The 21,509-nt window shown below is 60.4% G+C and carries 18 protein-coding genes; 6 read left to right on the top strand and 12 right to left on the bottom strand.

Annotated features, from left to right (window positions below; translation table 11 throughout):
- Window positions 1-30: 30 nt before the first annotated feature.
- The 8 genes from PBDP_RS18085 to argH form a co-directional block, all read right to left on the bottom strand.
- The gene (locus PBDP_RS18085) at window positions 31-1,206 is read right to left on the bottom strand and encodes an MFS transporter (protein WP_349306081.1); all 1,176 of its coding nucleotides are present in this window, start codon (window positions 1,204-1,206) and stop codon (window positions 31-33) included.
- 20 nt (window positions 1,207-1,226) lie between these two features.
- On the bottom strand, window positions 1,227-2,618 hold the full coding sequence (locus PBDP_RS18080) for an MmgE/PrpD family protein (protein ID WP_116832748.1): 1,392 nt from the start codon (window positions 2,616-2,618) through the stop codon (window positions 1,227-1,229).
- Window positions 2,615-3,502: a polysaccharide deacetylase family protein gene (locus PBDP_RS18075; RefSeq protein ID WP_212801100.1), complete on the bottom strand. Its 888-nt coding sequence runs from the start codon at window positions 3,500-3,502 to the stop codon at window positions 2,615-2,617. The genes PBDP_RS18080 and PBDP_RS18075 overlap by 4 nt, the downstream gene beginning before the upstream one ends.
- Entirely contained in the window at window positions 3,495-4,343 is an 849-nt protein-coding gene (locus PBDP_RS18070) for a polysaccharide deacetylase family protein (protein WP_212801099.1), read from the bottom strand. The genes PBDP_RS18075 and PBDP_RS18070 overlap by 8 nt, the downstream gene beginning before the upstream one ends.
- A 154-nt stretch (window positions 4,344-4,497) precedes the next feature.
- Entirely contained in the window at window positions 4,498-5,322 is an 825-nt protein-coding gene (locus PBDP_RS18065; protein WP_109753290.1) for an ABC transporter substrate-binding protein, read from the bottom strand.
- A gap of 39 nt (window positions 5,323-5,361) precedes the next feature.
- Window positions 5,362-6,126, bottom strand: a complete 765-nt coding sequence (locus PBDP_RS18060) for an amino acid ABC transporter ATP-binding protein (RefSeq protein WP_109753289.1) — start codon at window positions 6,124-6,126, stop codon at window positions 5,362-5,364.
- A 10-nt stretch (window positions 6,127-6,136) separates the two neighbouring features.
- A complete protein-coding gene (locus PBDP_RS18055; protein ID WP_212801098.1) occupies window positions 6,137-7,015 on the bottom strand; it encodes an amino acid ABC transporter permease in 879 nt (292 codons plus the stop codon).
- Between the two features lie 140 nt (window positions 7,016-7,155).
- A complete protein-coding gene (argH, locus tag PBDP_RS18050) occupies window positions 7,156-8,583 on the bottom strand; it encodes an argininosuccinate lyase (RefSeq protein ID WP_212801097.1) in 1,428 nt (475 codons plus the stop codon).
- Between the two features lie 294 nt (window positions 8,584-8,877).
- Between argH and PBDP_RS18045 the strand changes: the two genes are divergently transcribed.
- Complete coding sequence (locus PBDP_RS18045) at window positions 8,878-9,843, top strand: LysR family transcriptional regulator (RefSeq protein ID WP_116832743.1); 966 nt, start codon at window positions 8,878-8,880, stop codon at window positions 9,841-9,843.
- Window positions 9,844-10,183: 340 nt separating this feature from the next.
- On the opposite strand, the gene PBDP_RS18040 is transcribed toward PBDP_RS18045, so the two are convergent.
- Complete coding sequence (locus PBDP_RS18040) at window positions 10,184-11,434, bottom strand: MFS transporter (RefSeq protein WP_109753285.1); 1,251 nt, start codon at window positions 11,432-11,434, stop codon at window positions 10,184-10,186.
- Between the two features lie 227 nt (window positions 11,435-11,661).
- Between PBDP_RS18040 and PBDP_RS18035 the strand changes: the two genes are divergently transcribed.
- From PBDP_RS18035 to PBDP_RS18025, 3 genes are all read left to right on the top strand, one after another.
- The gene (locus PBDP_RS18035) at window positions 11,662-12,087 is read left to right on the top strand and encodes a YciI family protein (RefSeq protein ID WP_109753284.1); all 426 of its coding nucleotides are present in this window, start codon (window positions 11,662-11,664) and stop codon (window positions 12,085-12,087) included.
- 23 nt (window positions 12,088-12,110) lie between these two features.
- Entirely contained in the window at window positions 12,111-12,518 is a 408-nt protein-coding gene (locus tag PBDP_RS18030) for a VOC family protein (RefSeq protein WP_212801096.1), read from the top strand.
- A gap of 221 nt (window positions 12,519-12,739) precedes the next feature.
- Complete coding sequence (locus tag PBDP_RS18025) at window positions 12,740-14,479, top strand: OPT family oligopeptide transporter (RefSeq protein ID WP_212801095.1); 1,740 nt, start codon at window positions 12,740-12,742, stop codon at window positions 14,477-14,479.
- Window positions 14,480-14,508: 29 nt separating this feature from the next.
- Here the strand turns inward: PBDP_RS18025 and PBDP_RS18020 are convergent, their stop codons facing one another.
- The 3 genes from PBDP_RS18020 to PBDP_RS18010 all read right to left on the bottom strand — a co-directional run bounded on the left by PBDP_RS18020 (window position 14,509) and on the right by PBDP_RS18010 (window position 16,975).
- Window positions 14,509-14,751 (bottom strand): hypothetical protein, encoded by a 243-nt coding sequence (locus PBDP_RS18020; RefSeq protein WP_116832739.1) that lies wholly within the window; start codon window positions 14,749-14,751, stop codon window positions 14,509-14,511.
- A 290-nt stretch (window positions 14,752-15,041) separates the two neighbouring features.
- Window positions 15,042-15,965 carry a LysR family transcriptional regulator gene (locus PBDP_RS18015; protein WP_163858105.1) on the bottom strand — a complete coding sequence of 308 codons (924 nt, stop codon included), beginning with the start codon at window positions 15,963-15,965 and terminating at the stop codon, window positions 15,042-15,044.
- A gap of 35 nt (window positions 15,966-16,000) precedes the next feature.
- Window positions 16,001-16,975, bottom strand: a complete 975-nt coding sequence (locus PBDP_RS18010; protein ID WP_109753279.1) for a quinone oxidoreductase family protein — start codon at window positions 16,973-16,975, stop codon at window positions 16,001-16,003.
- 467 nt (window positions 16,976-17,442) lie between these two features.
- On the opposite strand from PBDP_RS18010, the gene PBDP_RS18005 reads away from it, so the two are divergent.
- Together PBDP_RS18005 and PBDP_RS18000 are read left to right on the top strand one after the other, a co-directional pair.
- A complete protein-coding gene (locus PBDP_RS18005) occupies window positions 17,443-18,462 on the top strand; it encodes a substrate-binding domain-containing protein (protein WP_212802520.1) in 1,020 nt (339 codons plus the stop codon).
- A complete protein-coding gene (locus PBDP_RS18000) occupies window positions 18,450-21,470 on the top strand; it encodes an EAL domain-containing protein (RefSeq protein WP_212801094.1) in 3,021 nt (1,006 codons plus the stop codon). The genes PBDP_RS18005 and PBDP_RS18000 overlap by 13 nt, the downstream gene beginning before the upstream one ends.
- Window positions 21,471-21,509: the final 39 nt, after the last annotated feature.

Here is a 21,509-nt window from a genome sequence, read left to right as displayed (position 1 = left end):
ATCGTGCTGCGCGCTCGTGCAGTGCCTGGCTCAGATTACTTTAGCCATCCGACGACCACTCATGAAACACAAGAGGCCCCCCATCGCGGTCAGTGCGCTCAACGCATAGAACATCGTGGGGGCCGGGGTGTGCATCAGCAGGTATCCGCAGATCACCGGGCTCAGGGCGCCACCCAACGCTGCCAGGTTTTGCGCGCCGTAGTAGCTGCCGCGCAGTTCTTCCGGGGCCAGGGTGTCGACGAAAAGGAATTCGGCCGGGTAAATGATCATTTCACCGAGGGTGAAAATGAACATCGCCACGCACCAGCTCACCATGCTGTCCGCCAGGCTGAAGCCGATCAGGCCAAGAATGAACAGGCTGGTGCCTGCGGTGATCCAGTAGCGCAGCTTCTCGCGATCGAGGAACCGACCGATTTGATACTGCAGCACAATCACACAGATGGCGTTGCAGGCGAGCAGGGCGGCCATGATGTCCAGCGCGCGTTTGGAATCGTGGGTCACCAGCAGGTATTGCGACAAGTAGAGGGTGAAGCGTCCGTGCACCACCGTGCTGAGCAGGCAGCCGCAGGTGAACATGATCAGGGTTCGGTCGTTTTTCAGGGTCTTGAGCGTCTTGAGAAAACTCGGCGGTTGACCAATGACCGGCGTTGGCGCGGCATCCCTGGGGATGCCGGTCATCAGGAAAATGCTGGAAAACGCGATGCCAGCGGCGATCAGGAATGGCCCGATCGGATAGACACCGGCAATCACCACGCCGAGCATGGGACCGGTGGCATAGCCAATGTTGGTCAGGGTGTAGCGCAGGGAAAACGCCTTGGCGCGCTGGCCCACGGGCAGGTTTTCGCTGAGAATCGCCTTTGAACCGATAAGGAACAACGCTGACGCGGTCTCGGTGATCACCACGGTCAGGGTGGTCAGGTAGAGGTTTTCGGCAAAGGTCAGCAGGATGAAACCGATGGCGCTGGAAAGCATCGCCAGGATCAGCAGTCGGCGCTTTTCCAGGCGGTCGATGACATAGCCGCCATACAGCGCCAACAGGGTGGCGATGAACACGGCGATCCCCAGCAGCAAGCCGACGTCCTGTTGGTTGAGGCCCAACTTGTTGCTCAGGAATAACGTGAGCAATGGACTGGTAATGGCGCGGCTGACCACGATTGTCAGCGAAACGATCATCAAGCGTCGAATAACGAGCGAGTAAGTGGCCACGGTGGTGCAAATGTCCTTATTCAGATTTTCGGCGTTCGCCGTAATGTCCCGTCGCTGCCATCGCGGACGATCCAGCGATCCAGCGTGTGTACCGATTGCAGTTCTTCGACGCGCCACAGTTGCCGCAGTAATCCTTCAGCCTGTTCCCGCGGCATCACCCGCGTCGTCAAGCTGAAAAACTTTTCCTCCAGGGCCACATCGCTCAGCGGATTGCCTGGCGCGCCCCATGGTATTTCTACACATAAGCTCGCCTGCCGGCCATCCACGGTGCGCAGCGTCACCAGCGGCTCGCCATCCTCGGACAGGCGTGGGTCCACTTCTAGCTGAATGCGCGACAGCCATTGGGTCATGCGCGGATCGTTGCGTTGTAAATCGTCATAGGCCTGCAATCGGCAATGCCCTTGCACCAGCCGCGCGGCCAAGGCATACGGCAGGCTCATTTGCGCGGCGGCCAGGGTACTGACGTCCTGGCCGCCACACATGTTGTGGAGAAACCCGCTCAGCGCAACCTGTACGGATTCGACCTGGTCGCTCCGCACATTCAGTTGATCCAGCAGCAGGCCCAGGGCGTCGATGGCCGAATGGGTCCCACGGCAGGAGGCGTAGGGTTTGATCGAGCACCGGGCGAGCTTCCAGACCACGCCGAGGCCTGCATCCAGCGCTTCTGGCATCGAGGTCGCCGGGGCGAGGGTTGTTAGAAAACCACCCCAGACCTCATCGAACAACTGCGCAGGCCCGCTGATCCCCTGTTGGGCAAACCTCGCCGCCAGTAGCCCACCTTCTGCGGCGCGTCCGCTGTGCAGTTTTTTGCTTTGTGAGCCGTCGTGGATGAAGGCCCACAGACCACCGCTGAAGCTGCCGGCAATGCCCAGCGCCGCGAGGGTCTGCCGTGCATCCAGGCCCAGGATGCGCGCACTGGCTGCTGCCGCGCCGAACACCCCACAGGTCGCGGTGGAGTGCCAACCGGCGCCGTTGTGGGCCGAATAGCCACCGCATGCTTCGAGCACCCGACGGCCGACTTCGTAGCCGATCACTACGGCGCTGATGAACTCACGGCCACTCACTGGCCGCGCGAGCAGCGAAACCGCTGCCATCACCGCCGGCAGCACAACGGCGCCGGAGTGATCGCAGCCACCGGTGTCGTCCAGCTCCAGGACATGGGCGGCGACACCGTTGAGCAGCGCTGCCTGAGCCGCGCAAACCTGCACGTCAGTGCCCCAGACCGACACTTCACCCGCTTCACCGGCGAACACCTTGCGCGCCTGTTCCGCGACACCGCTGTCGGCTCCGGCCAACGCTGCGCCGAATGTATCGAGAATGTGCCGCTTGGCTTGCGCCACCAGCGCAGGCGGTAGATCTTCAAAGCGCAGATCCACACAGAATTGCACCAGGCGTTGCAGACGCTCGCTCATAAAACGTAATCCCGATAATGTCGCTCGTAAACCGACGCCGGATGATCCTCAGCGACCGGCGCGGCGGTCTCCGCCCACCACTGCGCGACCTCGGCACCCGTGGCGATCCATACGTCATCGTGCTGTTGAATGCCCTCGATCAACTCGCGCAGCACGCTTATCCGCCCCGGCGTGGCGATGATTTCCGGGTGCAGGCGAAGCACGTAGCAAAGGCCAAAGCGATGAAACCCGGCGAAGTCCATTTGCAGGTTGCCCAAGGTGTGGCTGTAGGACGCGATCCGCGATTGCGCCGGTGGCACCGCCGGGCTCAAGTTGAAGGCGAAGTAGGGCTCGTCTTCCAGTTCATAGTGCAGGGGGAGTTCAATGACGCTGGGGGCGGTCGGGTGCGCGAATGGCAGGTCATCGCCGCGCCACGACGAGGACCAGAGAATGCCCTGATCGCTCAAGGCCTCGATGAACCCCGGCGCACCATTGCCCGCCGGGATTCGAAAACCGACCGGGCGCTGGCCGGTCAACCCGGCCAAGGCCTCGCGGCCCTTGGCGATATCATCGCTTTGCGCGGCCAGGTCCAAGGTGTCGTAGTTCTGATGACGATAACCGGCGCAGGCGATCTCATGGCCGTCGGCCTGGATCGCCTGAATATGTTCGGGGTTTTCCTGGGCAACGATGCCGGGGACAAACCAACTGCTGCAGACCCCGAGTTCCTTGAACAGGCCGAGCAAGCGCGCCACGCCGCGTTGGCTGCCGTAGCGCCATACCGACAAGGTCTTGTCACGCCCGGCGACTTCCGGGGCTTGGGTGAGGATGCCGTGGATGTCGTTGTAATCGACGGTCAATACCACGGCGCAGCGATAGCCTTTCGGCCAGAGAGTGGAGTCAGCCATGGTGATGCTCCTTCAGCCACCACTGGGCGACATCGCGGCAAGTGGCGAACCACACGTCGTCGCGCTGGCGCATGTGTTCGAAGAGTTTTTCCAGCAGCAAGATACGCCCCGGCTTACCGGTAATCTTGGGGTGGAACAGGGTGGTCAGGCATAAGCCTTCGTCCATCGCGCCGTCGTATTCGCGGCACCAGTTATCCAGGGTCAGCGCGTAGCTGGCCGTGCGGTCCAGCCCGGAGGGGAAGTTCGGCGCGCGGGTGTAGGCGAGGGAGGCGTAGTCGTCCATTTCCCAGCGGCCAGGGATTTCCACCAACGGCGTATCGAACCCCGGCACGTTCACCAGGTACGGCCGGTCATCGCCGCGCATGCTGCTGGAGTAGCTCACGCCAGCTTGCATCAGTATGGCCGGGGTGTCGGTACGCCAGTCACCGGACGGCGTACGAAAGCCTTCGGCGCGGATGTTCAGGTGTTTCCAGAACACCTTGCGGGAGGTGTCCATCACCGCTTTTTGCTGATCCGGTGTCAGGGTGTAAAAGGATTCGTGTTTGTAGCCGTGATACGCCACCTCATGCCCGCGCTCGACAATCGCCTGGCACTGGCTCGGCCAGTTCTCTACGACCCAGGCCGGGACGAAGAAGGTTGTCGGGATACGGAACTCGTCGAGCAGGTCGAGCAATCGGGGTAGCGCCCGGTAAGGGCCATAGCCACCGAAACCGAAGTACTCGGGCTTGCGCCAGATCGAGCCATCGAGCATGGCGTCACCGGTCGGGCCATCGAGGTCGAAGGCCAGGGCCATGCAAGCCTTGTGCTGATCGGGCCAGGTGGGTTGGGGTGAGGAGGACATCTGCGGTGCTCCAATAAGCTTTCAAGTACACAACCCATCCCTGTGGGAGCGGGCTTGCTCGCGAAGGCGTCAAGTCAGGCAACATTGACGTTGAATGACACACCGCCTTCGCGAGCAGGCCCGCTCCCACATTGGATTAGGGGAGGCTGCGCGGTTACTTCCCGGCGTTGATGGTCACGGTCTTGATCGCGCCCAGCTCCAGGTCCCACTTCTTCAGGATCGCCTGGTAGCTGCCGTCATCGATCATGCTTTGCAGGGCAACCTTCACCGCTTCACTGAGCTCGGGCTTTTTCTTGCTCACGCCCAACCCGGTGTACTGCTCGGAGATTGGCAGGCCCACGGTCTTGTACATGTCCTTTTCCTGGGTCTTGAGGTAGGGCAGGGTTTCGCTGCCCTGCATGGCCGCATCGATGCGGCTCTGACGCAGTTGCGCACGGGCATCGGCCGAGCCTTCGGTGCCGATCACATTGATCGCAGGCTTGCCGGCGGCTTCACAGTTGGCCTTGCTCCACTCGGCGATTTCCGTCGGGAAATTGGTGCGGCGGCTGGTGCCGACCTTCTTGCCGCACAGGTCGACGATCTCGTTGGTGTCCTTGTTTTTCTGCAGTGTGTAGAACTGCGGACCGCTGGTGAAGTAGTCGATGAAGGTCACGCTGGCCTGACGTTCGACGGTGTCGGTCATGCCCGACAACACCATGTCCACGCGGTCGGTGGTCAGGGCGTTGATCATTTGTTCGAAGCCGGTTTCCTGCCATTTGATCTTCACCCCCAGGCGTTCGGCCAGGGCATTGCCCAGGTCATAGTCCAGGCCGGTGAGGGTGTTGGTGGCCGGGTCCTTGAAATCCATCGGCGGGTAGTTCGGCATGATCGCTACGACGATTTCACCCTTGGCCTTGATACTGGCCGGAAGTTCCGCGGCGAAGGTGAAGCCGGATGCCATAACGCCTGCGAGTACTGCTGGAATAACGAAGTTCTTCATGGTCGTTCTCTTATGAGTGTTGTGAGCGCCAACGGGCGCCTAGGTTCGAACGGCAGAAATGAAGCTTTGGGTGCGAGGGTTTTGCGGACTTATTAGTATTTCTTCGGGGCTTCCAGCCTCCATGATCTGCCCGTCGTCCATGAACACCATGCGGTTGGAAACCTCGCGAGCGAAGCCCAGTTCATGGGTGACGACGATCATGGTCATGCCGGTCTGCGCAAGATCGCGCATTACCGACAGCACCTCACCGACCAGTTCCGGGTCGAGTGCCGAAGTGGGTTCATCGAACAGCATCAGCTTGGGGCGCATGGCCAATGCACGCGCAATGGCGACGCGTTGCTGCTGGCCGCCCGAAAGCTCGATCGGATAGCTGTTGCGCTTGTCGGCCAGGCCGACGCGGGCGAGCAATTCCAGGGCTTCTTCGTTCGCCTCTTTGGGTGAACGCTTGAGCACCTGGCACGGCCCTTCGATGATGTTCTGCAGCACGGTCATGTGCGGGAACAGGTTGAAACGCTGGAACACCATGCCGGTGGACAGGCGCTGGCGGGCGATCTGCGTTTCGTTGAGTTCGTGCAGTTTGTTGCCGACGATCCGGTAACCCACCAGTTCGCCGTCGACCCACAGACCGCCCTTATCGATTTTTTCCAACTGGTTGACGCAGCGCAGCAAGGTGCTCTTGCCCGAGCCGGACGGGCCGATGATGCACAGCACTTCGCCTTGCTCGACTTCGATGTTGATGTCCTTGAGCGCGTGGTACTGGTCGTAATATTTGTTCAGGCTCACGGCCTTGACGATGCTTCTCATGGGGGGCTCCTCAAGAACGCTTGCCGGCGCCGCGGGCGAAACGACGCTCCAGGCGGCTTTGACCAAAGGACAGGACGGTGACGGTGGCCAGGTACCAGATGCCGGCGACGATCAGCAGCTCCATCACGCGGGCGTTGGCGTAGTAAATGTTCTGCGCGTTGTAGAGCAGTTCCGAGTACTGGATGACGCTCGCCAGCGAGGTCATTTTCACCATGCCGATGAACTCGTTGCCCACCGGTGGAATGATGATGCGCATCGCCTGGGGCAGGATGATTCGCCGCAGCGCTTGCAGGCGCGGCATGCCGATCGACTTGGCGGCTTCATACTGCCCGGTGTCCACCGAGAGCAGGCCGGCACGTACCACTTCGGCGGTGTAGGCGCCCTGGTTGATGCTCAAGCCAAGCAGGGCCGCCGCGAATGGGGTCATGAGGCTCACGGTGTCCATTTCGAACAGGCCGGGGATGCCGATGGTAGGGAAGATCAGCGCCAGGTTGAACCACAACAGCAGTTGCAGAATCAGCGGCGTGCCGCGAAACAGCCAGGTGTAGGTCAGCGCCACGTAGCGCAGGATCGGGTTGGCCGACATGCGCATGATCGCGGTGATCACGCCGAAGACGATGCCCAGCGCCATCGCCAGCACCGCCATGACGATGGTATTGAGCAAGCCCCACATGATCGCCTGGGAGGTCAGGAACTGGCCGATGTAGGACCATTCGATCTTGCCTTCGGCGAAGGCGCGCACCAGGCCGATGAGCGCGATGACGATCACCGTGGCGAAGAAGATCCTTCCGTAGTACCGCCGGGGCACATGATCGTACTGGGTGATGTCGAACTGGTTTTCCGCCAGCTTGCGCTCCGCCTGGAGTCGTTCTGCCTGTGTCTGGCTCATGGTGGTTCTCCGTACTCGGTTTCGGCGCTATCGCTGTGGGAGCGAGCGTGCTCGCGATAGCGGTGGGTCAGTCCACGTTGATGTTGAAGGTGAAACCGTAATCGCGAGCAAGCTCGCTCCCACCGGTTTTGTGCGCGGCTTCAGAGGCGGAAGCCCTGATAGTCCTCGGTCCATTGCTGCTGGGCGGCGAGGGCGGTTTTCAGGCGGCCGATCTGTTCGCGCACCTGTTGTGGCGCGGTTCCGCCCCAGCCGCTGCGGGCCGCGATGGCGGCTTCGAGGGTCAGGCTTTCGCGTACTTGTGGTGTGAGGCGCGGGTCGATTTCCGCCAGCAGTGCGGGCGAGGCTTCCCACAATTCGATGTCGTGTTTCTCGCAAGCCTGGACCAATGCACCGGTGATCTCGTGAGCTTCCTTGAACGGCACGCCGCGCACCGCCAGCCAGTCGGCGACTTCGGTGGCGAGGGTGAAGCCCAGTGGTGCCTGGCGACGCAGTTCTTCGACGTTGACCGTCATGGTCGCAACCATTCCGGCCATGGCCGGCAGCACCAGCAACAGGGTATCGACGCTGTCGAGCACGCCGTTCTTGTCTTCGCTCAAGTCGCGGTTGTAGGACAGTGGCAAGGATTTGAGGGTGGCCAGCAGGCCGGTCAGGTTGCCGATCAGGCGTCCCGCCTTGCCCCGTGCCAGTTCGGCGATGTCCGGGTTTTTTTTCTGCGGCATGATCGAACTGCCGGTGGCGTAGGCATCATCCAGTGCGACCCAGCGGAACTGCCGCGACGACCACAGGCAAAACTCTTCGGCCAGGCGCGAGATGTTGATGCCGAGCATGCTGGCGATGAACAGGAATTCGGCGACGTGATCGCGGCTGGCCACGGCGTCGATGGAGTTTTCGCAAACACCGCTGTAGCCCATTTCTTTTGCCGATTGCTGAGGCAGGCGAGCGATCGCCGAGCCAGCCATGGCCGCGGCACCGAGTGGCGACAGCGACGTACGCGCGTCCCAGTCCACCAGGCGCTGCACATCGCGCAGCATCGACTGGGCGTGGGCCAGCAGGTGGTGAGCAAACACGACCGGTTGGGCCTGTTGCAGGTGGGTAAAGCCGGGGCAGATGCTCTCGATGTGTTGCTCGGCCTGCGCCACCAGCGCCTGCTGCAAGCCCAGTACTTCAACGGCCAGGGTGCGGACATGGTCACGCAGGAACAGCCGCAGGTCGTTGGCGGTCTGGTCATTGCGCGAACGACCGGCACGCAGCTTGCCGCCCAGGGCGCCAAGACGTTCGGTCAACAGGCGCTCGATGAAGGTATGGACGTCTTCGTCATCCAGGGTCGGGGCGATGCTGCCAGTGCGGTAGTCCACGCCGATGCGCTCCAGGGCGTCGAGCATGGTCAGGGTTTCCTGTTCGTTCAGCAGTCCGGCGCGCTGCAATTCCCGGGCATGGGCCTTGGAGCCGGCGAGGTCGTACGGGGTGAGCCGGAAGTAGCGCTCAGGGCAACGGGACAGGGCCGCCAAGGCTTCGGATGGGCCGCTGGTGAAGCGAGCACCCCAGAGACGGTCGGTGGTTTGGGACATTGTTGTTTTCCTCGTCGGTAACGCGAACTGAATAGGGATTGCGGGCCGAAACGTCGCTGGAAAATAAGCGAGCGAAATCAGGCCAGGGCAGTTTTCAAGAGGGCAGTTGCAACGGAGCGAGAACTGATCGAAGTGTCAGCTTTTAATGTTTCGAGATCAGTGGTTTGGCACTGATATTCGGGATTTATTGGCGGTTGCCAAGCCTGGTTTTCTGTGTTCATTATTATTAGGCCGGCTATATTTTTGTTGTTGGGCACAGGTTGTTGAATAAGGCGCCAGAGGTAAATAAGCATTATGGAAACCCCACTTTCCAATTCCGGAAACCCGCCGCCGAAACCGCTGCAACGGGCACCGTTAGCCCTCAGTGGACTGGACTTCAAACTGCTCAAGGTGTTCAAGGCCGTGGTCGAGGCAGGAGGTTTCAGTGCCGCGCAAAATGAGCTGAATGTGGGGTTGGCAGCCATCAGCAAACAGATTTCCGACCTGGAAATCCGTATCGGCATGCGCCTTTGCACACGGGGGCGAGAGGGTTTTCACCTGACGGAAGAGGGGCGTCTGGTGTATCAGGCGTCAATAGACTTATTTGCCTCGGTCGACAACTTTCGAGATCGACTTAGTTCGGCACAAAATGAACTTGTCGGTGATCTTGGGGTGGGGGTTATTGATAATACGATCTCCGATTATAATTCTCCGTTAGTTGCCGCGCTTAGGCGTATAAACGAACAATCTCCGAAGGTCAGGTTTCAACTTCAGGCTACGCAACTCGATGAGGTTGAAAGAGGTGTCGTCGAGGGCCGATTGGTGGCGGGAATCGTGCCGATTTATCAAAAGCGCGAAGAGTTCGATTACTACGCGCTATACGAAGAGCGCTCGGAGGTTTATTGCGCGCTCGGCCATCCGCTGTTCTCCATGGCGGACGCGGACATGGGGGAAAATGTGCTCAAGGATTACGAGTGCATCAACCATCGCTACGCGATTCATCGCGACAAACTGAAATTTGCCCACTACGACAGCTTTTCCGCCTCGGCAACCCAGGTGGAGGCCGTTGCACTGCTGATCAAGACGGGGCGTTTTCTGGGGTTCCTGCCCCAGCACTATGCCGCGCCGATGGTAGCGCGGGGAGAGTTTCGCGCGGTGCGCCCAGACCTGTTCTACATCGTCACGCCGTTCAGTTTGATACTGCGCCATAACATTGTACGCAGCCCCTTGGTCAAGGCATTTGCCCAGGCATTGGGCGTGGACTTGAAAGCCTCGGTTTGATTGTTTGCGGCGATAAGCACTAATGGTCCCCTGGCGGCGAATGAGGACAATTTGACCATGCTTAAAGCCTGGCATTTACAACAATGCGCACGCCTTACTAGTCGGCCTGTTTGTTGCGTCGATTGATTGAGTTCACAGCCGAATGCTGCCAGTCAAAGCGTGGTGAAGCCGGTTGCATCGGATTGATGAACCGGGTCATGGATGGTCTATGTGCGGGCAGCCACGGAAGCCTGAAAAAGAAATCTTCGAGCACTTAAATTAAGTGGTCGGCGAACAGCCTCATCTTGCGAAACCAGGTCGGGTAGTGATCGGGTTGGGCACCGCCCGGCCAGGGAAGAGGTCAGTAAGCGGTTTTCTTGAAGGGACGCGCGGATACACCTCGATAAAACGACAGAATGGCCAGCACCTGTACCACGACCGCGCCTGTCACGACGGCGCCGATGGCGTGATTCTGATCGGTGAAGGCGGAGCGCAGCAGGCCGAAAAAGGCCGGGGCGAAGGCGTAGGTGGCCTGGCTGATCGCGACCATCAGGGCGATCACCCTGGCGGTTTGTTCACGGCTGAACTCGGCCTGGGCAATCAGTGGCGGCAACGATGTGGCATTGCCGATGCCCGAACCGATCAGCGCCACGGCTATCCAGGCCACAGTCGGGTGAAGGTCCAGGCCGAGAAGCATCAGCGTGCCCAGCACCTGGATGGCATAACCGAGGCAGGCCAGTTGTCGGCGGTTCATGCCTTGGATCATCAGGCGTGCGGCGACGTATCGCCCGCCCATCGCACTGGCAGTGGCCAGGCCCATGGCGAATGAAGCGTCATGGGCTCCCATGCGCCCGACCAGGATCGAGTACAGGTGCGCGATCAAGCCGATCTGGGCGAACAGCCCCAGGGACATGCCGGCTGCCAGTGTGCGGAAACGTGCCGACCTGAGCGTCTGCATGGTGCTCCACGGCGTGGCGCTGGCGCTGATCGGCAGGGGTTCGGGCTGGTCTGCATTGTCGGGATGTTGTCCCAGGCTTTGTGGGCTTTTGCTGAAGACCAGGAAGGCGAGGGCGCCTATCAGCAGCACGGCGATGACGCTGATCACCAACGCCGCCATGGCGAAGCCGAAACGCTCGATCAGCAACACCCACAGCGGCGAAAAGATCACGCCACCCAGGCTGGCGCCGTTGTAGGCCTTGCCCAGGGCCTTGGGTCTGTCCTTGACGTACCACGGAGCGATCAGGGTGTTAACGGCGGCGGCACCCAATGTCACCCAGCCGATACCCGAACAGACGGCGCCGGCATACAGCACCCATAGCTGGTCGGCTTGAGCCCAGATGTTCACGCCGATGCCCAGGACGATGCTGCCCAGTAGGGTAATGGCGGGTATTCCGAAGCGTGCGTAAAGTCGTGGCAGGTTGGCGATGACGATCGTGCCGCTGAGAAAGTGCAAGGTAACGGCAGTCGAAACCTGGGCGATCGGCCAACCCGTGCGCTCCATGACCGCTTGCATATAGATCGGTGGCCCATAGAAGCCGACCCCCCAACCGATAATCGCCAGGATGAACGTGCAGGTCAGTACGGTTTTTCCAAAAAAACGGGTGTGTGTCATCGCCATCTCCTCCAAGTTGGCTCATAGCCTATGGGCTCGACGGGTTCCTCACTTCGAGGTGCGTCGAACAATGGATGTCGAGTGGGTGATCGTCAGTCCAGCAATCTGGCTCGGAGTCTGTAAAAAAATATTCGCATCGGATTGTCGATTTCGGCCAACGCCATTCGATTAGCCCATAGAGCCGCCACACGGACGGCTTGATCCATCCACTCTCAGGAGATCAGAGCATGCGATTTATGGTGATCGTCAAAGCCAGTCCGGAATCGGAAGCCGGACAGATGCCCAGCGAAGAACTGTTGGCCGCCATGGGCGCCTACAACGAAGAATTGGTCAAGGCCGGGGTGATGCTCGCCGGTGAAGGCCTGCATCCCAGTGTCGAGGGCGTGCGTGTGCAGTTTTCCGGCAAGGACCGGACGGTGGTCGATGGGCCCTTCGCTCAAACCAAGGAGCTGATCGCCGGCTTCTGGATCTTCAAGGTCCAGTCATTGCAGGAGGCCATCGATTGGGTCAAGCGCTGCCCGAACCCGATGGTCAGCGACAGTGAAATCGAGATCCGCCAGATCTTCGAGCTCGAGGAGTTCGGCGAGTCCTTTACGCCGGAATTGCGCGAGCAGGAAGAACGCTTGCGGGCGCAGATGTCCGGTCAATCGTGAAGCCGACTACAGGAGAACCCACCATGAGAATCATTCCCTACCTGACCTTCGACGGTCGTTGCAAAGAGGCCTTTGCGTTGTACCAGAAGGTGCTGGGCGGCGAGCTGTTTTCCATGTCCTTTGCCCAGGCGCCTGAGGAAACCGGCATGCCCAAGGATCCCGACCTGATCCTGCACACCTGCCTGACCGTCGATGCTTTCAGCCTGATGGCCTCTGACTGCCCGCCAGGCCAGCCGTACAGCAAACCGCAAGGCGTGTCGGTTTCCCTCAACGTCGACAGCGTGGAGGAGGCCGAGCGGCTGTTTAAGGGCTTGAGTGTCGGTGGCAGCGTGCACATGCCCTTGGCGAGGACCTTCTGGGCGGAACGCTTTGCCATGTTCGAAGACCGTTTCGGGATCGCCTGGATGGTCAATTGCGAGGGCGGGCAATAAGTCGAGCGCTGCCTGGGTCGCGATGCGTCGCGGCGCTCGCGACATTCCTCACCTCATGCCCATCAATTGAGGATCCTGGCGAGCACGTTCGCCAGGGTTTCCCTTCGCCATGTGAACCTTGCGCGAATACTGCGTTCACTTATTAAGTTGCCGCTTTATGTGACCCACAGGGGACCTGTCTGGCTCTGGCGGCTGCTTCCCAGTGCCGATAAGGACTTCGCATGCACCCAACCTCGTCCACATTGCCCTTGAACGCCCCTGTCGAACGCGAACTCAGCTTGCGCGCGGTCAGTACGGGCATTGTCCTGGGTGTCCTGCTGACGCCGTCCAATGTCTATGCCGGATTGAAGATTGGTTGGTCGTTCAATATGTCGATCATTGCCTTGCTGGTCGGTTATGGCATCTGGCAAGGCTTGGCGAGTCGATCGGTGGGGCGGCTGCCTTGGACGCTGCACGAAAGCAACATCAACCAGACCGTGGCCTCTGCCGCTGCGTCGATCATTTCCGGTGGGCTGGTCGCGCCAATCCCGGCCTACACTCTGCTGACCGGCCAGCAGCTGGACGCCATTCCCATGGTGGCCTGGGTCTTTTCCGTGAGTTTCCTGGGGATCTGGATTGCCTGGTATCTGCGACCGTCACTGCTCAATGACAAGGCGCTGAAATTTCCCGAGGGTATGGCGACCCTGGAAACCTTGCTGCACATCTACAACCACGGCCACGAAGCCGCGACGCGTTTGAAGGTGTTGCTCAGCGCCGCGCTGCTGTCCGGGGTGGCCAAGGGGGTCGACACCTTCATGTGGGCTATCCCGCGCTGGTCGCCGACCGCTCAACTGGAGCGCCTGACCTTTACCGCTGACCCTTCGCTGCTATTGGTCGGTTTCGGCGCGATCATCGGCATTCGCGTGGGTCTGACCCTGCTGCTCGGCGCGCTGCTGGCGTGGGGCGGGTTGGCCCCATGGTTGTTGGCCCAAGGCCTGGTGCGGTTGCCGCCCGGCAGCAGCGGCCCGCAGTTCGCTGCGCTGGTGGAGTGGTTGCTCTGGCCGGGGGTGAGCCTGATGGTGTGTTCGACCCTGGCCTCATTGGCAATTCGCCTGTGGGCATTGCACCGCTCCACCAAGGCTGGCGGCGGGGCGATCTGGACGACACCCAAGGCCGGGCCTGCCACAGGTTCCTTGCTGGCGATCGTCCTGGTGGTGAGCCTGCAAGTGCTGTTGTTCGGCATCAACCCGTGGATGGCGCTGTTGACCATTCCCTTGGCGATCTGCCTGGCGGCGGTAGCCGCCCGGGTGGTCGGCGCCACGGGCATTCCACCGATCGGTGCCATCGGGCAATTGTCCCAGTTGAGCTTCGGCATCGTCGCGCCAGGGCAAGTGCCGATCAACCTGATGAGCGCCAACACCGCCGGCGGTTCGGCCGGGCAATGCACCGACTTGATGAACGATTTCAAGGTAGGCCGGGCGATTGGCGCTACGCCGCGCAAGCAACTGATCGCCCAGACCTTGGGGATTTTTGTCGGTAGCATCGTCGGCGTGTTGGCTTACCTGGCCCTGATCCCGGACCCGCAAGCCATGCTGCTCTCCGAAGAGTGGCCGGCTCCGGCGGTCGCCACTTGGAAGGCCGTGGCGCAAACCCTGACCCTGGGCCTGGATTCATTGTCCGCGAGCATTCGCTGGGCGATTTTCATCGGCGGCCTGGTCGGCTTGTTGTTGGGCGTGCTCGACAGCGTGCTGCCGGCGCATCGGGCCCGGTACCTGCCGAGCACGGCGGCCCTGGGCCTGGCCTTCGTGTTGCCGGCCTCGGTGTCCCTGATGATGGCCCTTGGTGCGGTGCTGACCTGGCTGGTGAGCTGTCGCTGGCCGACCCTCACAGAACGCTTCGCCATCACCGCGGCGGCGGGGTTGATTGCCGGGGAGAGCATTACCGGGGTAGGGGCGTCGTTGTGGCAGATGCTTGGCAACTGATCGTAGGCGCGATTTGCCCACTTCGGTGGCTAAGGCTGACCTGCGGTCTTGGTCGAGACAATCTTGCTGTAACCTTCTACCGGCGGCGTCTCATCGACCACCCACAAACGCTCGCTACGACACTTGAACTTCACGCCTTTGCGCGGAGCCATGCCTCTGGCCGTCTCCATGCATATTGCCTTGGAAGCAAAAGTTGGTCCTTGTTTGCGTTCCTCGACACAGCCTTCGATGCCACTGCAAATCGTCATGACAACAAAATATACAGTCATCATCTCGGTGTTGCTCCATTGAGCGAAGCGATTGATTACATCCTTTCGTTCAGCTCGGCGGCCTGAACGTACTGCGGGGGTTGCCAGCGGATGATGAGCCTCGACTTGAACCCCCAGCAATGGCGCATGGCTACCGTGCGTCGGGAAACCGTCGCTGTATTAATTTATTTTTATCTCGGTGTTTTTTGTGCCAATAAGTTGGCGTCATCCGGATGGAAGTAAATGCTTTATTAGGTGGGGATAGCCGAACCGAAACCTGGGGGAGCGGGCTTGCATTGTGGTGCTGGCCTTTTTTACGCGGCCCTGACAGTGCCCGTTTGAACGAGCTTGCCCTCGAGCCATTCCTTGAGCGCCAGGGTGGCGGAGGAGGCAAATTTTGCCGAGGGCCGGATAAGATAGATCCCTCCTTTTGCCCCCAACTCCCAGTCCGGTAATACTCTGACCAGTTCTTTGTTTGCCAACGCACGGCTGAACAGCCACTCCCCCGCACCGAGGATGCCGGTGCCGGCAATGGTCGCGCTCAACAGCGCTTCACTGTCGTTGGACACGAGGGAGCCTTGGGGGTGCACGCTGAAGTGTTCGTCGGCGCGGATGAGCTTCCATTCCGGGTATGACGCCAGTCCCGTGAATCCCAGGCAGTTGTGATTGACCAGTTCCGCGGGTGACGCTGGCCAGCCATGGCGTTCGATGTAACCGGGAGACGCGCAAAGGATGCGCCGATGATCGCCGAGGCGCTTGGCAATCAGGCGGCTATCGTTGAGTTCACCTAGGCGTATTGCCACATCGAAACCTTCGGCGATCACATCGACGAGACGCTCGCTGTAATCCACGGTGAGCGTCAAATGCGGATGGGCCGCCAGGAACTCCGGCAGTATCGGCGCCAACCAGAGCCTGCCCATGGCTGCCGGTACCGCCAGGCGCAGATTGCCACGCACCTCGGCGGCCCCGGACGTTGCTTCCTGCTCTGCTTCAACCATCAACTCGGTCGCCAGCCGCAGGCGTCGGACCAGGCGGGCCCCGGCGTCTGTCAGGCGGATGTGTCGGGTGCTGCGCTCGAGCAGCCTGACTCCCAGGCGGGCTTCCAGCGCCGCGAGGCGTTTGGAAATGATCGTGGGGTGGCGCTGCAAAAGCCGCGCGGCGGCAACGAACGAACCTTGCGATTCGAGCGCCAGCAAGGCGGCAAATTCGTCCGTGTGGCGGCTATCCAGTGTGATCACGTGTCCACAACCTCTGAGGCATACTCAAGGACATTTCAGGGAATGAGCAGCAGAGTACCTGAAGCGCGGCCGCTTTCCAGATCCGCGTGGGCTTGTGCGACGTCCTCCAGCTTGTAGGTTTTCCAGACGGCGGGTTCGATGATTCCGGCCTGGAGCGCGGCCAATACGTCATTGGCGCGCGCCTGGTACTCCTCGACGCTACTGGTGTGGGCGGCAATCGAGGGGCGGGTGAGGAATAGCGAACCCTTGGCGTTGAGCATGCCCACTTCGATCGCTTGTGGCGCACCTGACGATGCGCCGAAAGACACCATCAGCCCGCGCGGGCGCAGGCAATCGAGCGATGCTGCGAACGAGACTCGCCCAATCGGGTCGTAAACCACATCGGCCTTCTTGCCGTCGGTGATGCGAGCCACCTCCTGCGCCAACGTCTGGGCATCGAAAACCAGGACTTCATCGCAGCCCAGAGCCCGCGCCTTCTCGACGCTTTGCGCACGAGAGACGACTCCGATCACGAAAGCGCCCAGATGCTTGGCCCACTTGGCCATGATTGCGCCGACACCACCGGCGACGCCATACAACACCATGACCGTTCCCGGCCCCACGGGATAAGTGCTCTTGAGCAGGTACTGGGCGGTGATGCCCTTGAACAGTACGGCGGCAGCATCCTGGAAGCTGATCGATGCAGGAAGTGGTACCAGTTTCCCGGCCGGAACCAAGCGGCCACTCGCGTAGGCACCCAGCGGGCCGGTGGCATACGCCACGCGATCACCGACCTTGACGTGAGTGACACCTGGTCCTACCGCAGTGACCAGCCCGGCCCCCTCCAGACCCAACCCCGAAGGCAGGGCGACGGGAACCGCGCCGTTGCGCTGGGTGACGTCGAGGTAGTTGATGCCGATGGCATGCTGTTGGAGCCACACCTCACCGAAGCCGGGCGCAGCATGACCGTCCTGTTTGACCTCTAGAACCTGCGGCCCACCCGTGGAAGAAAAACCAATGACCGTGACCATTCCAGCAACTCCTCAGGATTCGAAAATGTGTGTCGCTGGAGAATGATTGCAGACCTTTGCATGGACAATACCTTGGTCATGCAAGGCATAGCTGCACCCTGTGCAGTAATTCGATGGGTTGAATCATTGATGGGGCTGCCCCGTTTTTTCTTGATCCCTCTGAAATCCATTTTTTATCACTGGCATTGCCCTTTTACCCACAAAGGACCTGATGGCAGCAGAACCGACTATCCTTTGGGAACACTGCATTCTCGGCAAAAAGGGACGTCATGCCAGACTATGATCGCGTTACCGGCCCCAGATCCGGCATCACATGCGGTGACCCCACCTGTTTGATCAGGCCCAGATTACTGAGTCCCTGGCTACTGGGGATGGCTTGCATAACGGTAGCCTGTCTTTTCACGGCAACTTCCGGATACGGCCAGAACCTGTCAACCGCAACGGATGCCGAGAACGACAAGGTCACGGTGACTCAAGCACAGGAAATCGTTTCCAGGGCCTCCCTCGGCACCGTTCGTTGGAACGGCCCAGAGTCCGGCCCGCAAGCCCAGCGGGGCAAGAGCATCGCGCTCGTCGCAGAAGATTTGCGTAACGGAGGCATCGTCGGTGTCGCGCAGGGCGCTCGGGAGGCTGCCAACGCGTTGGGCTGGACGCTGAAGATATTCGATGGCGCCGGATCATCGGCTGGGCGCGCGAAGGCCTTTGCCGATGCCCTGGCAGCGAAGCCCGACGGCCTCATTCTGTGCGGCTCCGATGCCCTTGAGAACAATGCGGCGCTGCTTCTGTTCGCCAACCAGGAAGTGCCGGTGGTTGGTTGGCACGTCGGAGTACGCCCCGGGCCGATCGACGGCACGCCGGTGGCCATGAACGTCACCACTGACCCGCTTGAAGTGGCCCGCCTCACGGCCATGGCGGCGGTGGCGCAGTCGAGCGGACGCGCCGGCGTGGTCATCCTGACCGACTCCAAGTACAGCATTGCCATGGCGAAAGCCAGGGCAATGGAGGACGTCATCCGGGCCTGCCGAGAATGTACGTTGCTGGAGGTGCGCGATGTCGCGATCTCCGAGAGTGGCGAGAAGATGCCAGCGATCACCAAGGAGTTGCTTCAGCGCTATGGCAAGCGCTGGACCCACACGCTGGCCATCAACGACATCTATTTCGACTACTCGATTGCCTCGTTGACCAACGCCGCCATACCCAGTGACGGCATCAGTCTGTTGTCTGCCGGTGACGGCAGCGCTTCGGCTTTCTTGCGCATACAGGCAAAAACCTACCAGACCGTTACCGTGGCCGAACCGCTCAACCTGCATGGCTGGCAAGTGATGGATGAATTGAACCGCTTGTTCGCAGGCCAGCCGGTGAGCGGCTTCGTGGCACCGATTCACTTGGTCAATGCCGACAATATGGCCTTCGATGGCGGGAAAAAATTTCACTACGATCCTGACAATGGCTATCGAGACATCTATCGCCACCAATGGAATCCTTGACGTTGGACATGAATTTCCGACTTGGACGCCCGCTATTGCCGCAGTCGCTGCGGGCACAGTTCACTCTGGCGTTCCTGACGCTGGCGCTGCTGATCCTGGCAGGGGGCGCCACAGCGGTCTATGCGTTGCGCACCTCAAACAGCGCCACTCGCCAGTTGACGGATGAACGACTGGTCCGCATGCAAGATGGGCAAGACATGGCGCAGCGCACTTTGCTGATCGAACGCCAGACCGACCAGTTTCTGACGAGCCGTTCCCCCGACATCCTGCGTTCAAGCTATGCGGCGACCGTCGAGCAGCTTGAAGCCCTCGATCAACTGGTGCAGCAACTGACTGCCGCCAACAGTGGCGTGGCGATACTCGACATGCATCAGTCGAGTCAGATGTTCCGCAATACCGCCAACATCGTTGCGCAACTGCGAGAAAGCCTGCTGCAAACCGAGGTCACCTTCGAGCAGGCCCTCAAGGATCAAACCGCCCGGCTCACCGCGACCCAGACCCGGGCCAACCTGGAACTGGCGATGATGCTTTTCGATCTGCCGCAAGCGGCTGACAGCGAGGCCGTGCAACGGCTGCGGATCCGATACGAGGGACTGTCACGCACCTCAGGCAAGTTGCCTGACGCTGATGTGGCGATGCCCGATCTCTTCGCCCTGCGCCAGACGCTCATCAATCAGCATAACGTCATGCAGCGCTTCAATGAGCAACTGAAGAACGAAGCCGGGAGGCTGGTCGCGGTGGCCAGGGCGCAATCGAGTGCCTACACCGAAGACTATCGCCAGGCCGTGCAGCGCCTGGTCGAGGGCTCGAATCGCAGCCAGCAATGGGTGCTGATCATGTTGGGCGCCAGCCTGGTATTCGCCTGGTTCGTGACCCGGGTCTTCATGGGTCGCCATGTGCTCGTGCGCCTGAATGAAATAAGCCGGCAATTGCGCCAGGAACACGCTGACAAGACTCATCTGATGATGGCGGACCATGGCAAGGACGAGATCGGCAACATGGCGCGCGCGGTGAATCAATTCCTCGAAGATCGACTTCAATTGGAAAAAAGAACGGCTCAATTGAGTATCGCCACGGAACGGCTCGCCGTGCAAAACGACCGCTTGGAGCAAGAAGCCATTGTCCGTGCCGGACAAGGTCATGTCCTGGAAATGATCGCCAGGAGCACCGAGCTTGCAGAAGTGCTCGACAGCCTGGCTCACCTGGTCGAGTCCCAGTTGGAGGGCATGAAGGTGTCTATCCTGGTGCTGGATGAGGAGGGCAAGCACCTGCTGCACGGGGCGGCGCCCAGCTTGCCAAAATCCTATAGCCAGCTTATCGACGGGGTCGAGATCGGTCCGAACGTCGGTTCATGCGGCACCTCGGCGTATCGACGAGAACCGGTCATCGTCACGGACATCCAGCAGGATCCATTGTGGGAAGCGTACCGCTCACTCGCCGAACCCTATGGGTTTCGCGCCTGCTGGTCGACGCCGATCCTGTCCCATGAGCGAAAGGTCTTGGGTACCTTTGCCTTGTATGCTAACACCGTACGCAGCCCCAGCCCGGCCGAGACGCAATTGATCGACATGGCGACACCGCTTGCCGGCATTGCGATAGAACGCCAACTGACCGAGAAGCGCATTCGCTATATGGGCGACCATGACGCACTGACCGGGCTGCCGAATCGCACCCTGCTCGAAGACCGTCTCAAGCAGGCGATGCTTTATGCCCAGCGCTACAACCGGCTGGTGACGGTGGTATTTCTCGACCTGGATAAGTTCAAACTGGTGAATGACAGCCTTGGGCACAGTGCCGGGGACGAACTGTTGAAAACCGTCGCCCAGCGCATGCTGGAGTGTGTACGTCGTACCGATACCGTCGTGCGACTGGGAGGCGACGAGTTTGTGATCATTCTGTTCGACCAGCCCTCGGATCTCGACGGTGTGACGCCAGTCCTGCATAAAATCCAGGAAGCCATCCTGCGGCCGATTCAGCTCGCCGGCCATACACTCCACGTCACCTGCAGCATGGGGCTGGCCACTTACCCGGCCGACGGCAGCGATACCGACACGTTGCTCAGCAATGCGGACGCCGCCATGTACCGGGCCAAGGAACTGGGGCGCAACAGTTTTCAGTTCTATACGAGCGAGATGAATAACAAGGTCCAGGGCAAGCTCGCCATGCAAGACGGGCTTCGAAGCGCACTCAACAATGATGAATTCCTGCTGTTGTACCAGCCCCAGGTGGATTTGCAGTCAGGCCGGATCATCGGCGTAGAGGCGTTGATCCGTTGGCAACACCCCGATCTGGGCATGGTGTCTCCGATCAAATTCATTCCCCAGGCCGAAGATACCGGGTTGATCGTGCCCATCGGCGACTGGGTGATTCGTACCGCCTGCAGACAGAACAAGGCGTGGCAGGACGCCGGCTGGCCGCCGATCACCGTGTCGGTGAACATCTCCGCCCGCCAGTTCATCGAAAGGGACCTGATCGACCGGGTGAAGCATGCCTTGCAAGAAAGTGGACTGGACCCGATGTACCTTGAGCTGGAATTGACCGAAAGCCTGATCATGCAGGACCTTCAGCAAGCCATCAGCAAAATGAAGGCATTGCAAGCAATGGGGATCAGCCTCTCGATCGACGACTTCGGCACCGGTTACTCCAGTCTCGCCGCATTGAAAAGCTTCCCGATCGCCAGACTCAAGATCGACCAGTCTTTCGTACGCGATCTGCCCGACAACGAGAACGACAAGGCCATTGCCACCGCGGTGATTTCGTTGGGGCACAAACTGAACCTCAAGGTCATTGCCGAAGGTGTCGAAACCCGAGAGCAGCAAGACTTCCTGCGTGAAAATGGCTGCGATGAAATCCAGGGATATTTTTTCAGCAAGGCGGTCAGCGCGCAGGAAATCGGCCTGTTATTGCGTACGTCTGGCGGGCCTCAATCGAACCGCATTGCCAACCCTGACTCGGTAAGGCAACAACGCGAGGTAAAACGCCCAAACAGTCCGATGCCCGGGCATTAACGACTCGGTTCTTCGGTATTCTCGGGAGAGGGTATCGCC

It is taken from the genome of Pseudomonas sp. St290, assembly GCF_018325805.1.
In the GTDB taxonomy this organism is placed as follows: domain Bacteria; phylum Pseudomonadota; class Gammaproteobacteria; order Pseudomonadales; family Pseudomonadaceae; genus Aquipseudomonas; species Aquipseudomonas bijieensis.
The sequence above is the reverse complement of the archived record's forward strand: the minus strand, read 5'-3'. Positions and strand labels throughout refer to the sequence as shown.